Raw genomic sequence first — 14,315 nt, forward strand, 5'->3', positions numbered from 1 at the left:
AGGATTCCCAGTGTGATCGCATTGGCCCAGATAAAGTTTTTCCAGGTGAATTTGTAGTTTCTTGCATAATATACCAGGCAAACGGCCGGTACCGCAAGCATCCCCATCATGTGTACTCCTACAGAAAGTCCCAATACAAAGAAAATTAGGATGATCCATCTTTCACTGTCTTTTGCCAGGTATTCGTTTTCCCATTTGGTAATAAGCCATACCAGCAGGGCAATAAATAGGGAAGCCATGGAATATACCTCTCCTTCTACTGCAGAAAACCAGAAGGTATCCGAGAAGGTAAAGCATAAAGCCCCTACCGCTCCCGCAAAAAGAATGGAGATTTCCTGGTGTTTTGTAATTTCATCAAAATCCTTGTTCAACAGCCGTCTTACAAAATGGGTAATCGTCCAGAATAAAAATAAAATCGTCAACGCACTGAACAATGCAGACATCGCATTGATCACAATAGAATAATTTTCACCTTTTCCTAAAGCAAAAATGGCTGCCACGGCACCCACAATCTGGAATAAAGCAGCTCCGGGAGCATGCGTTACTTCAAGTTTTACAGCTGAGGAAATGTACTCGCCGCAGTCCCAGAAACTGAAATTGGGTTCTATGGTCGACAAGTACGTGAAAAATGCAATGACGAAAATCACCCATCCTAAAACGGTGTTCCATTGCCTAAAAGTCCAATTTTTCATAGTATTAAATCAATTACGCGAAAATAAGGCTTTTATACCATTCTGTGGTGTTTTTAACAAAATTTAAAAATTTTGGCGTAGTATTTGCGATTATACTTCAGCTAAGATTGCAAATCAGAAAATAAATTTTGCTGAATCGCTGGCTTGAAATCAAACAAAAGTTTAGTAATTATTTATTTTTTTGTATTTTTGCGGTCAGATTTTTATTGAAAATAACAAATAATGAGTAATGTTTACGATAATATTCTTGGCCTAATAGGAAATACTCCTATGGTGAAGCTTAATACTGTTACAAAAGATATTCCTGCAACCGTTTATGCCAAGTTAGAATCATATAATCCTGGACATTCCACAAAAGATAGAATAGCACTTCATATTATAGAAAATGCTGAACAAAAAGGTTTATTAAAGGAAGATTCTGTAGTTGTAGAAACTACTTCAGGAAACACCGGATTTTCTATAGCGATGGTCTGTATTATCAAAGGATATAAATGTATTCTGGCGGTAAGCGACAAAACGAAGCCCGAAAAAATTGCCTATTTGAAAGCATTAGGGGCTACGGTATACATTTGTCCTGCCAACGTGGCTGCAGATGATCCCAGATCTTATTATGAAGTAGCTAAAAGAATAGCTTCAGAAACACCAAATTCAGTTTACATCAATCAATATTTTAATGAATTGAATATTGATGCACACTACCAGACTACCGGTCCTGAAATTTGGGAGCAGACAGAAGGTAAGGTTACCCACCTCTTCGCCTGCACTGGAACGGGTGGAACATTGTCCGGTTCGGGTAAATTTTTGAAAGAAAAAAATCCGGATATCAAGATTATCGGTGTGGATGCTGACGGTTCTATCCTGAAGAGCTACCACGAAACGGGAGAAATCCATAAAGAAGATGTTCATCCTTATCAGATTGAAGGAATGGGGAAAAATTTAATCCCTTCTGCTCTTCTTTTTGACAAGGTAGATGAGTTTGTAAGGGTAAATGATGAGATGTCTGCGTACAGAACCCGTGAAATAGCCCTTAAAGAAGCTATCATGGGAGGATACACTACAGGAGCTGTCACTCAGGCACTGATTCAGTATGCCCAATCGCATGAGCTTACCAAAGATGATATTATTGTCCTGATCTATCCTGATCACGGATCGAGATATATTACTAAGGTATACAGCGACAAATGGATGGCCGAACAGGGTTTTGTAAATAACTGCGTACACAATTACGATGAAGTTTTCAAGACAGAATTTATTAAATAGATTTAAATAAACCACGATACAAATTAAGCCTTTTGTGTTCTGCAGAAAAGGCTTTTTCACTTAAAAATTACGATACAAATGTTAGATATTTTTGACCGCATCAAACAAAATCCAGGTCCATTGGGACAATTCGCTGATTACGCTGAAGGATATTTTGTTTTCCCAAAACTGGAAGGTCCGATTGGCCCAAGAATGAAATTTCAAGGTAAGGATGTCATTTTCTGGAGTGCAAATGATTATTTAGGACTTTGTAACCACCCGGAAGTTTTAGAAGCTGACGCAAAAGCAGCTGCAGAATTCGGAATGTTTTATCCGATGGGGGCCAGGGCTATGTCAGGTGAAACCCAACAACATCAGCAATTGGAAAAAGAATTGGCAGAGTTTACTCAAAAAGAAGCTGCTTATTTATTAAATTTCGGTTATCAGGGAATGGTTTCAGCCATTGATGCATTGGTTACAAGACATGATGTAATTGTGTATGATGCTGATTCTCACGCTTGTATTGTAGACGGAGTTCGTCTTCATATGGGAAAAAGTTTTACTTTCAAACATAATGATATTGCCAGCTTAGAAAAAAACTTAGAAAGAGCAACTAAGGTAGCCGAAGAAAACGGAGGCGGAATTCTGGTCATCACTGAGGGTGTTTTCGGAATGAGAGGAATGCAGGGGAAACTGAAAGAAATCTGTGATTTAAAATCAAAATTCAATTTCAGACTTCTGGTAGATGATGCACATGGTTTCGGAACTTTGGGTAAAACCGGAGCGGGAGCAGGTGAAGAGCAGGGATGCCAGGACCAGATTGATGTATACTTCTCTACTTTTGCCAAATCTATGGCAGGCTTCGGAGCTTTCCTTTCGGGAGATGAAACCATCATCAGGTTCTTAAAATATAATCTTCGTTCTCAGATTTTTGCTAAATCTTTAACAATGCCAATGGTAATCGGAGGATTAAAAAGACTTGAGCTTTTGAGAACCCGTCCGGAAATTAAAGCGAAATTGTGGGAAAATGTAAAAAAACTTCAGGACGGTCTTAGAGAAAGAGGTTACAATCTTGGAAATACCAATACCTGTGTAACTCCTGTTTTCATAGAAGGAACTACAATTGAAGCTACTCTTTTAGCTAAAGATCTTAGAGAGAATTATGGAGTTTTTACATCAGTGGTAGTATATCCTGTAATTCCTAAAGGAATGATCTTATTAAGATTAATCCCGACAGCTTCTCACACAGATTCAGAAATTAATGAGACTCTGGCTGCTTTTGACGGTATCCGTGAAAAATTAACTTCCGGACACTACAGAGAAATGGAAAAACAAATGAATATCGAATACAAGCAAATGTAATACGATATCATTATATAATATTAGAAAAACCACTGAAAGTAATCAGTGGTTTTTTATAAAATAAACTGGAATGAAATTAAAGGGTTATTTGTTAGGCATATTATCGTCCGTTTCATTCGGACTGATCCCTATTTTCATCCTGCCGCTGAAGCAGGCCCATTTTTCTATGGACATTACTCTGTTCTATAGATTTTTGTTTTCTGCAACAATGGTTGGCGGATATCTGCTCTATTCCAGAGAAAGCTTCAGAATCAATAAAAAAGAAACTCTGGTCCTTGCTGTTCTGGGAGTCTGCTATGCCCTTTCTTCAGAATTTTTGTTCATTGGCTATGATTTTCTTACCCCGGGAATTGCTTCTACCGTCCTGTTTATTTATCCGGTTATTGTAGCTTTGATCATGTTTTTCTTTTATAGAGAAAAGCTCACAAAACTTTCTGTACTCTCTCTGTTTTTGGCTTTTGCAGGAGTTATTGTATTATGTTTAAAAGAAAATGGTCTGGAAATCAATTTTGCAGGTCTTGGAATTGTGATGCTGAGTTCATTATTTTATGCGCTTTATATGGTGATCGTCAATAAATCTGACCTTAAAGTATCGGGATTCAAGCTTTCATTCTACTCTATGCTTTTTACTTCAGCATTTTTTATGATAAAAGCTTTTTCCGAAAGTGAATCTTTTGCCATTCCTTCCGTATCCATCTTCTTAAATTTTATAGTTTTTGCTTTTCTCACTACCGTCATTTCAAGTCTGTGTTTGGTATATGCCATAAAATATATCGGGTCTACTCCGACTGCTATTTTAGGAGCATTGGAACCTGTGGTCGCAGTAATGGTGAGTGTTTTTATGTTTCATGAAAAATTTACGGTAAATCTTCTCATTGGCATCGTACTCATCCTTTTAGGAGTCATCCTTAATGTCATTGCAGACAACAGAAAGCCGAAACTTAATGAACCCATATAAAAAGTGACTGCCTGACAATTATTATTCCATAACAATTTTTTATATTATATTTACTCATCAAACTGATGGGCAAATACAATATGCGAATTATTCCGAAGATCGTTTTTTCTCTTATTACAAGAATATTTTTATGTACAGCTTTGTTGTTTTCGGAACCGTTATCATGGCAGTTTAGATTTTTATGTGTGATCATTTTTTGTATTCCCTGGATAAGATTTTTCATGAATGATTTTGACAGGAAAAATATTGATCTGTATCTTAGCTATAAGCTTCTGTTTCTTACCACACCTGTTTTATACGGCCTTATCCTTTGGAAATTTTTTGAATTATATCATTTCAGTTTAATTACCCGGCTAATTTTATTTCTTTTGCCGGTAATAGTAAGTTTTTTTATTAAAACGAAAAGTAAAGATATTCCAGACAATGCTCAGAACATCTTACAAACCATGAGTTATTACTGTATTCCGTTCTTTTTAGCGGCCAATATAGCTTTTGATTTTTCCAAACCAGCATCGAAAGAATATTTTATTACCGATAAAGCCAGTCCTATAGAAGAAAAAATGGGATTCAGAAGGTTACTATAAAATTACGAACTATCAGTTTAAGGTTATTCCGAAAGAAAAAATGGATACTATTGAAGTTAAGAAATATAACATTCCTTCCAAATATAAAAACGACTATGAATATTTGAATTCATACTATTTAAAAGAATATCCAAAACCTCTTACCATATACGCAAACCGCAAAACGTATCATAAATTTGGAAAAGGAAATTATCTTGATATTGAAACCTATCCAGGATTATTTGGTTTAGAATGGACTTATTATCACTGGAAACTTAATCATTAATATTGATAAGGTGTAGAAAGAATTATCAAAATACTTTTAAACTTTCCTGCTTAGCTTTTTCATTTTAGGTGAATTTAAAATAACTTTGCAAAAATTTCCTGTTGAAAGATCTTCTTCTCATTACTCCGCCTTTTACCCAGCTTAATACTCCTTATCCGGCAACAGCTTATATAAAAGGTTTTCTGAATACCAAAAATATTTCCAGCTACCAAACCGATCTGGGGCTAGATGTTATTTTGGAGTTATTTTCGAAAAACGGACTTGAGAAAATCTTCAGCACAAAAATCAATCTTCAGGAAATATCAGAGAATTCACAGCGGATTTATGCATTACGGGAAGAATATATAAGGACAATAGATCAGGTTATTCCTTTTCTGCAGGGAAAAACCCCTACGTTAGCCAGACAGATCTGTAGCATGAATTTCCTGCCGGAAGCTTCCCGTTTTAATCAGCTGGATGATATGGATTTTGCATTTGGAAACATGGGGCTTCAGGATAAGGCGAAGCATCTTGCTACTTTATATTTAGAAGATCTTTCTGATTATATTATCGAAAATATTGATTCAGATTTCGGATTCAGCAGATATGCGGAACGCCTTGGAAAAAGTGCCAATTCTTTTGATGAACTGTATTCAAAACTATCCAATAATCCAACCTTTATCGACAGCTTTACCCTTAAAATTCTTCAGGAAAAGTTAGAATTGGTTCAGCCAAAACTGGTCTGCTTTTCAATTCCTTTTCCGGGAAATCTGTATGCCGGGTTCAAATGTGCCCAATTCATTAAGAAAAATTATCCCCACATCAAAACTGCTATGGGCGGCGGTTTTCCCAATACGGAATTACGGGAAGTAAAAGATCAGAGAGTCTTTGAATTCTTTGATTTTATCACTCTCGATGATGGTGAGCTTCCTCTCGAGCTACTTTACAACAGCTTACCTACCTCAAAAGAAACCGCCGAGTACAAGAGAACATTTTTAATTGAAAATCAAAAGGTTACTTATAAAAATAATTCTAAAAGACACGATTATAAACAGGCTGATATCGGTACACCGGATTATACAGACTTAAAGTTAGACCAGTATATTTCAGTGATTGAAATTGCCAATCCAATGCACAGTTTATGGAGTGACGGGAGATGGAACAAACTGACCATGGCCCACGGCTGCTACTGGGGAAAATGTACATTCTGCGATATTTCTCTGGACTATATCAAAATCTATGAGCCTATTTCCGCTAAAATTTTAGTGGACAGAATGGAGGAACTGATCAAAACAACCGGTGAAACTGGATTCCATTTTGTAGATGAGGCAGCTCCACCAGCATTAATGCGGGAAGTTGCCCTGGAAATTTTACGAAGAAATCTGGTTGTTACCTGGTGGACCAATATCCGGTTTGAGAAAAGCTTCACCCGTGATTTATGTTATCTGCTAAAACTTTCGGGATGTGTCGCTGTTTCCGGAGGACTGGAAGTGGCCAGCGACCGGTTGCTACAATTGATAGACAAAGGTATTTCTGTAGAACAAGTGGCAAAGGTAACAAGAAATTTCACCGAAGCCGGAATCATGATTCACGCATATCTGATGTATGGCTACCCTACTCAGACTATTCAGGAAACAGTAGACTCTTTGGAAATGGTAAGGCAGATGTTTGAAATGGGGATTCTTCAAAGTGCTTTCTGGCATCAGTTTGCCATGACAGCGCACTCGCCTGTCGGAATAAATCCTGAAGAATTTGGAGTGACTCCTCTGAAGCAGGAAATTCTGTTTGCCAATAATGATATTGATTTTAAGGATAAAACCGGAATCGATCACAGCCAGTTCAGCTTTGGATTGAAAAAATCTCTTTTTAATTATATGCACGGAATCAATTTTGAATTTCCGCTTCAGGAATGGTTTGATTTTAAAATTCCAAGGACAACAGTTCATCCTGATTATATTCATGACTGTCTTCTGGATGATACCCAATTCGGCTTTAAAGGCAACTCAAAGGTTGTTTTCCTGACCAAAAACGTAATCGCTGAGAATCGCATAAAAAATAAAAAGAAATACTCCGGTGCATATACGCTTCTTACGTTCCACTTAAAAACCAATATTGTAAAGGTAGATCTGGAGCAGGATAAAGCGGAATGGCTAATGAATGTGCTGGAAGAAAATTCTATAGAGAATCCGAAAAAAATTACAGCTCAGCAACTTAAGAATCAGTTTGAAGAAAAATTTGAAGATTTTGAATTATTCTGGTTTTCGAAGCCGATGCAGCAATTGAAAGATAATGGGATTATTCTGGCGTTATAAAAAACATGAGAATAATAAACCTGTTTAAACTTTTTCAGATAAAAGAGTTACCAGAAAATTAGCAATTTAGAGCTGCAAAAAAGAGCTAAAATCTGGAACTCATTAGCAAAAGATAAACTGGACAAATCAATAATCCCTTATATATTTTACCAGTCTGCAGGTACTGACTTTCTTTTTGTAACTGGTTTATTTCGGCAGGAGATAATTCTGTGAATATAATATTCCAGAAATTAACAAAAGGAAAAAGAAGACCATGCAGTTTTACATATTCACTCCTTCCATCCAAATTATTTCTTTTTAAAAGCTTCCCATATATCTTAATGTGAGGTTAGAAAGTACACCATTTGGAGTAATTGTAGAAGGAAATAAAAAACTTGCATCCCTGTAATACCTGTTGATAGAGAACCGGATCCTGTCATTTACATTTAAGGTCACAAACCCCGATATGGCTGTATTACTATCAAATACTGTTCCTCCAGTGGGAAAACCATATGCCGTTCTAAGATTGGGAACAGGCTCTGCCCCGTTAACCAGAACTATTCCTTCATAGGCATCTCTGGCCGCACTAGGGCTACTATTGGCACAATGAAGTGATATAACAGCTTGTATATGATACGTCCCTGCTTTTTTCACCACTAACTCTCCTGCCGCATTAACATCAAAATTACCTGTATCATTCGCAATTAATGTACTGCTGTCAAATCCTAATGTTCGTACATTGGTTGATGCTGAAGTCAATGCCCCTTCATCAAAGGTATTCTTACAGCTTACATAGGTAATGGTTTTATCCTGCGTCATTTTATTCATAGAAAAAAAAGGGATCCACGTACTGCTTGTATTGTTCCACCAGTAAAACCCTCTTTCAATAGCCTCGGTCAAAGGATCTTCAAAGTCAAGAAAAACCAGCAATCCATGTTGCTTTGCATCCGTTACATTCAGTGAGGTTACCCTGGGAATAATCACTCCTTCATTGTTCAGGGGATTATCTTTATCTTCAGTCATAATTTCCAGGGTCGTTTTCGGAGTATTGGTATTGATACCCACCTGAGAGCTCAATAACCCAAAACAAAAGAAACTACCCAGTACAAGTAAGGTTGAATTTATATTTTTCATAATTAATCTAAATAAGATAAGGTTAACGTATAAACGGATTCCGGCCCAATTGCTGTACTGCAGGAACTAGTTCTCCTTGTTTGCACAGAGATTCTCTGGCCTTTTGTAAATGTTATGATATTGGAAATCGTATGATTCGTACTTCTATTAGCATTATCAGCCGCAGGTAATGGGGATTTGGATATAAGGGTGGGGCTAGCTCCATTATCAATAAAAATGCCTACTTCTGTCGGGGTTGCCCCCAAATCCCCTATATTTTTATAGATTCCTCCGGTAAAGAATAATGAATAATTTCCGGTTTTTCCAATAATAATATCTCCGTTCTGCAAAGTATAATTGGCATCCGGTGCTTCCAATGACGTGAAAGTGGTTTTAAACCAGACATTGTTATTAGCATCGCCACTGGCTATCACCGGAAAGCCGCTTCCGGAAGCAATTGTTTTAAAAAGGTTTTTTCCCAAAATCTTGGTCTGGAATATATATTGCCATAATTTTTTGTTGTCATCCCAAAAATAGTACCCCTCAAAACCGGCAGCTCCGGTGCCGGAATTATCTAAAAAAACCAACATCGCATTCTGGATCTGGGCTGGATCTGTAGCCGAGAACCTGCTGACGGTAGGGAATAATATTCCTGCTGAATTCTCAGGTGTATCGGGAGTTTTTGCCTGAATATCCAGCATTGCCTTAGGAGAATTGGTATTGATCCCTACTCCACTTTGTGCATGCAGACTTATTAAGGGTATTATCAGAAAACAGGTAATAATTATATTTTTCATAGCTCTAAATCTTTTAATTAATCATTCAGATAAGTCATCGTAATGCAATTTGTTCCATAGCCTGTATAGACACTGCTTCCGGTTTCTGTTGTTTTTTGTATGGTAACCTGGATGAGGTCATTCTGAGCCATGGATACGATCCCGCTAAGCGCTACACTGGTTGCTGTCGTTCCTTCATTGGTTAAAGAATTGGAAGTCGTCAGAATGGTTGTCCCATTTTTTTTAATTCTGTAGGTATATATAGCTCTTTGTTCATTAGCAATACCTACTGTTTTCTTTAAAGCAGAATTAAAGCTGATCAGGTAGTTTCCGCTTTTTCCAACAGTAATCTGATCCCCCGAAACTGAAAAACCAGTCGGATTAAATGCTTTAAGAGTATTGAATAGAACAGCATTTTCTGTATCTCCTGATGCTGAATACCCACTTCCCGTTACCACATAAATAGCATCATCATAGGTTCGGTTAAAAGTGCTTAGAAAAGAAACCCAGTCTGTACCGTCCCAATAATAAAACCCATCAGGAAGCGTAGCATGCTGAAATAAAAAAACAGTATGTCCTTTAGCCTGAGCAACGGGAAAAGCCTTGACCCTGGGAATTAAAATTCCATCAATTCCTGTAGGTGACGAAATATTAGTCGGCTCTACGTGAAGAGTGGCAGATGGTGTCTGAGTTTTTATTCCAACCTGTGCCACAACTAAATGAAAAATTGCTGAAAGAAAAAAAATGATAATTGTTATTCTTCTCATATTGTGAATTTGTTAATAATAAACTTGTTTAAACTTTATTTTTTTGAGGAACAAAATAGAGAAAGCAATGTAATGCAAAGCTATCCAGCTCATTACTGAAGTTTAAAAGTATATTAATAACGATTTAAACTATCCAGCCGGGCATTTGCTTTATTGTTAGTCTAAGTTGATTTGGCTATTTAGACATCTACTTTTCTTAGTTATCTTTTGTGAATACAGTAGCAGAAAGGCTACCCTTACCCCAGTTAAAATTACTTCCTACTGCATCCCACATATTAAATCGAGTTTGTGTTACTGTAGCTTCTACATAACCATTAAGGGTATAGGTTACTGTAGTATCAGAAGCAGTATTGTTAACGATCTCTTCGGTAAAGCTGCCTGCAACACTCATCATGTGAGTGGCCGCATTTGCAAAGGGTACGGAATATTTTCGGGAACCTCCCTGTTCTTCTATTCCATTTTTCAGGAAACGAATCCCAAAATATCCGCTTACTTTTCCATTCGGATCAGACCCTACCACAGTAGCACCTATAGGATAAGTACCCATAGGTACACTGTATGACATTAAAATCTTCGCTGTTGAATTTGCCGGAATAGTTACTACAAGGGAAAGCCCCAAATCAATATTATTTATAGTACCTGCAGGGGCATCCACCGGACCTGTGGCAACATCTGCCAACACATCAGAAAGCCGAAACTCACTCTCCTGAACTGCAAGCTGAAGCCATTGTAAGGATGGACCGTCAAAATAATAGTACCCCCTACTGGTAACATTAATTGTTTGCCCTGAAGGAGAAGAATCGGGGGAAGTCACATATACAATAGCACCTTCCTGAGCTATCGTATAGGTTTTATTATTTAGCTGATCTCCTGTAATACGGGGCGCAATCACTCCATCTAATACAGAGGTGACGGCAGGCTTACCCACCACATCCAAAGTTGCCCGAGGGGATGAAGAATTTATACCTACTTGAGATTTAATAAGAACCCCAATTGTAAATGACATAAAAATAAATATTCTTTGCATTACTTATATTTTTTAATTTATGGACATAATTATAATAACTGATGCAAAGTTATAGATATGGCAAAATAACACCAACGAAAGGCACACTGCAAGACCAATGCTCGAATACTGCAAAAGCACTGCAGTAAGAAAAGTGTAATAGCTGATGAATTCTATAATACCAAAAAGGTCTACGTTTTATGACCTTATAATTCAATATTCAATTTGAAGATTTTGAATTATTCTGGTTTTCGAAGCCGATGCAGCAATTGAAAGAAAATGGAGTAATTTTGAGTTTGTAATTTTTTAAATAAATTAAAAAAAATCCCGGAAAATTAAATCTCCAGGATTTTTATGAGTATTCAAGGTCAATACAATTTTACTTTTCAGCATTTCCCTTCATAACGTCACCAACAATTACCTTTTCCTGAACTTTAATAAAGTTTGGGTCCATAATTGCCATTCTTTCTGCAATGGCTTTATAAGTAGGAAATTTTAACAGGGAAGCTCTGCCGGACATTTCCCTGTAAATGGTGAAAATTTTTCCGTTAGCCGTTTTGATCTGTTTTGTCGTTGTAATATATTTTCCGATGTATTTACTCTTAGCGTCATACACCTCAATATCTATAAAAGTTTTGTCCATAACAGTATCCTCAGAACCGAAACTTACAGGAAGGTTGGTAAAGTAGCCGACAGGAACACCATTGCTTATGATCTCTCCTACCTTATTGACTTCAATGTTCAGTTTATCAATTTTACTTCTTGTAGTATAGGCATCTTTGGTTTTGGTATCCAGCTTCCTTTTCGGAATATTTTTAAATATATCATCAAGGTTTTTAATATTGATCCCTTTATTATCAATAATTTTCAGACCCTTTATGGAGGTGTATACTGCTGATTTTTCTTCCCCGGAAAATGCTGACGGAGAAATATAATCCAGCTCTATGGCTTTATCCCTGTTGTAGACCCTGTTCAGTCTTATATAACTGTCTCTTACAGAATCCACTATACTTTTATCTATAAACTCTATAGTATACATCGGGGTATCATTCAGGTCCATGAATGTATAGATACTGGATTTATTGGAGAGCTTAGCAACATGAACGCCGTCAAGACTTATAATACCTCTTTTGGTTTTGAAATTTTGGGCATTACACAACATTCCCAAAACGGTAAAGAATATGATTATACTTTTCTTCATAGAATCAGACTTTTACACAGCATAAAAAAAGTGTAACCAAAGTTACACTTTCTTGAAAATATATTTAGCTTTTCATTTAATTATTCACAAAGGATGATTCCTTTATCATGATTAAATTCTACAACACCGCTTTTGATAGGGTAAGAAAAAACAGAGTCTTTATCATTTTCTTTAGTAAAGTTTTTAGCATAAGCTTCACCAACTGAAGATGTGAAAAGCTTTACTTTACCTCCGATCAAAGAAGAAACGATTGCAGCGTGATTTTTCATAATGTGGAATTCACCACTTTTTCCCGGCAACAATACAGAGTCTACTTCCCCTTCAAAAACTACGTATTCTGGTGTTAAAATTTTTATATTCATTTTTTTTATGAATTATAGATTATAGATTTTAAATTTTAAATGATTATTCAATCTAAAATCTAAAATTTAACATTTAAAATTTTCTTAAGCGTTTTCAGCTAACATTTTTTGTCCAGCCTCGATAGCTTCCTCGATAGTTCCTTTCAGGTTGAAAGCAGCTTCCGGTAAATGGTCTAGTTCACCATCCATAATCATGTTGAATCCTTTGATGGTATCTTTGATATCTACCAATGATCCCGGAATACCTGTAAACTGTTCAGCTACGTGGAAAGGCTGAGATAAGAATCTCTGAACTTTTCTGGCACGGTAAACTACTGATTTATCTTCTTCAGAAAGTTCTTCCATACCAAGAATTGCGATGATATCCTGAAGCGCTTTGTATCTCTGAAGAATTTCTTTTACTCTCTGAGCACAGTCGTAATGTTCATCACCGATAATTTCCGGAGCAAGGATTCTTGACGTAGACGCCAATGGATCTACCGCAGGATAAATACCCAATGAAGCAATTTTTCTGTCCAGTACCGTCGTTGCATCCAAGTGAGCAAACGTAGTTGCAGGAGCCGGGTCAGTTAAGTCATCCGCAGGTACATAAACTGCCTGTACTGAAGTAATTGAACCGTTTTTAGTTGAAGTAATTCTTTCCTGCATCGCTCCCATTTCAGAAGCAAGAGTTGGTTGGTAACCTACTGCTGAAGGCATACGACCAAGAAGTGCAGATACCTCAGAACCAGCCTGTGTAAAACGGAAGATGTTGTCTACAAAGAAAAGTACGTCTCTACCTTGTCCGCTTTCACCACCGTCTCTGTAGTACTCAGCCAATGTAAGACCAGAAAGTGCTACTCTGGCTCTTGCACCTGGCGGCTCGTTCATCTGTCCGAAAACGAATGCAGCTTTAGATTCTTTCATAGCTTCTAAGTCTACTTTGGAAAGATCCCAACCTCCGTTTTCCATAGAATGCATGAAATCATCACCATATTTAATAATTCCTGATTCAAGCATCTCTCTCAAAAGGTCATTTCCTTCTCTCGTTCTTTCACCTACTCCGGCAAAAACTGAAAGACCTCCGTGTCCTTTTGCAATATTGTTAATCAACTCCTGGATCAATACTGTTTTACCTACCCCGGCACCACCGAATAATCCAATCTTACCTCCTTTTGCGTAAGGCTCGATAAGGTCGATTACTTTAATACCTGTAAATAAAACTTCTGCAGAAGTTGAAAGTTGATCAAATTTTGGAGCTGGTCTGTGAATTGGCAGACCACCTTCTTTAGAAATATTTTGAAGTCCGTCGATAGCATCCCCAACAACGTTGAATAGTCTTCCGTTCACAGCTTCACCAATTGGCATTGTAATAGGATTTCCATATCCGATTACTTCCTGCCCTCTTTGAAGACCGTCTGTAGCATCCATTGCAATACATCTTACTGTATCTTCACCAATATGCTGCTCTACTTCTAAGACTACTTTTTCACCGTTTCCTTTTGTAATTTCTAACGCGTCATAGATACTTGGAATTGCTTCCACATCTGTGAAGACAACGTCGATTACCGGACCAATAATTTGAGAAATTTTACCTTTAATTTGGTTTGCCATTGCTAAATTTTTTCTTGGTGCAAATATAATGATTCTTCATAAACCTACAATTGGTAAAAAAAAGATTTTTATCATACTTTTTTATTAATGTACCAATCTGTCAATTGAGCAATATAGCAAATAATTA

14 protein-coding genes are annotated in these 14,315 nt (G+C 36.9%); 6 read left to right on the top strand and 8 right to left on the bottom strand.

Annotated features, from left to right (window positions below):
• The coding region (locus AC4IFE_RS13955) for a glycosyltransferase family 117 protein (RefSeq protein ID WP_490757769.1) at positions 1–692 on the bottom strand (692 nt) is incomplete at its 3' end.
• Between the two features lie 222 nt (positions 693–914).
• Here AC4IFE_RS13955 and AC4IFE_RS13960 point away from each other — a divergent pair.
• The 6 genes from AC4IFE_RS13960 to AC4IFE_RS13985 all read left to right on the top strand — a co-directional run bounded on the left by AC4IFE_RS13960 (position 915) and on the right by AC4IFE_RS13985 (position 7,391).
• Positions 915–1,952, top strand: a complete 1,038-nt coding sequence (locus tag AC4IFE_RS13960; RefSeq protein ID WP_490757770.1) for a PLP-dependent cysteine synthase family protein — start codon at positions 915–917, stop codon at positions 1,950–1,952.
• Between the two features lie 78 nt (positions 1,953–2,030).
• A complete protein-coding gene (locus AC4IFE_RS13965) occupies positions 2,031–3,293 on the top strand; it encodes an aminotransferase class I/II-fold pyridoxal phosphate-dependent enzyme (RefSeq protein ID WP_490757771.1) in 1,263 nt (420 codons plus the stop codon).
• Between the two features lie 70 nt (positions 3,294–3,363).
• A complete protein-coding gene (locus AC4IFE_RS13970) occupies positions 3,364–4,251 on the top strand; it encodes a DMT family transporter (protein WP_490757772.1) in 888 nt (295 codons plus the stop codon).
• 221 nt (positions 4,252–4,472) lie between these two features.
• Positions 4,473–4,835, top strand: a complete 363-nt coding sequence (locus AC4IFE_RS13975) for a hypothetical protein (RefSeq protein ID WP_490757773.1) — start codon at positions 4,473–4,475, stop codon at positions 4,833–4,835.
• Positions 4,836–4,875: 40 nt separating this feature from the next.
• A complete protein-coding gene (locus AC4IFE_RS13980) occupies positions 4,876–5,100 on the top strand; it encodes a hypothetical protein (RefSeq protein WP_490757774.1) in 225 nt (74 codons plus the stop codon).
• 101 nt (positions 5,101–5,201) lie between these two features.
• Positions 5,202–7,391 (top strand): B12-binding domain-containing radical SAM protein, encoded by a 2,190-nt coding sequence (locus AC4IFE_RS13985; protein ID WP_490757775.1) that lies wholly within the window; start codon positions 5,202–5,204, stop codon positions 7,389–7,391.
• A gap of 297 nt (positions 7,392–7,688) precedes the next feature.
• Here the strand turns inward: AC4IFE_RS13985 and AC4IFE_RS13990 are convergent, their stop codons facing one another.
• From AC4IFE_RS13990 to atpD, 7 genes are all read right to left on the bottom strand, one after another.
• Positions 7,689–8,504, bottom strand: coding sequence for a phage tail-like protein (locus AC4IFE_RS13990; RefSeq protein WP_490757776.1), 816 nt, complete (start codon positions 8,502–8,504; stop codon positions 7,689–7,691).
• 2 nt (positions 8,505–8,506) lie between these two features.
• Entirely contained in the window at positions 8,507–9,280 is a 774-nt protein-coding gene (locus tag AC4IFE_RS13995; protein WP_490757777.1) for a phage tail-like protein, read from the bottom strand.
• Between the two features lie 17 nt (positions 9,281–9,297).
• Positions 9,298–10,026 carry a phage tail-like protein gene (locus tag AC4IFE_RS14000; protein ID WP_490757778.1) on the bottom strand — a complete coding sequence of 243 codons (729 nt, stop codon included), beginning with the start codon at positions 10,024–10,026 and terminating at the stop codon, positions 9,298–9,300.
• A gap of 196 nt (positions 10,027–10,222) precedes the next feature.
• Positions 10,223–11,053, bottom strand: coding sequence for a phage tail-like protein (locus AC4IFE_RS14005; protein ID WP_490757779.1), 831 nt, complete (start codon positions 11,051–11,053; stop codon positions 10,223–10,225).
• 358 nt (positions 11,054–11,411) lie between these two features.
• Entirely contained in the window at positions 11,412–12,233 is an 822-nt protein-coding gene (locus tag AC4IFE_RS14010; RefSeq protein WP_490757780.1) for a hypothetical protein, read from the bottom strand.
• An 80-nt stretch (positions 12,234–12,313) separates the two neighbouring features.
• On the bottom strand, positions 12,314–12,595 hold the full coding sequence (locus tag AC4IFE_RS14015) for a FoF1 ATP synthase subunit delta/epsilon (RefSeq protein ID WP_490757781.1): 282 nt from the start codon (positions 12,593–12,595) through the stop codon (positions 12,314–12,316).
• 84 nt (positions 12,596–12,679) lie between these two features.
• Entirely contained in the window at positions 12,680–14,188 is a 1,509-nt protein-coding gene (atpD, locus tag AC4IFE_RS14020; RefSeq protein WP_111957933.1) for a F0F1 ATP synthase subunit beta, read from the bottom strand.
• Between the last annotated feature and the right edge of the window lie 127 nt (positions 14,189–14,315).

The sequence above is a fragment of the Chryseobacterium sp. UF-81 genome (assembly GCF_058245105.1).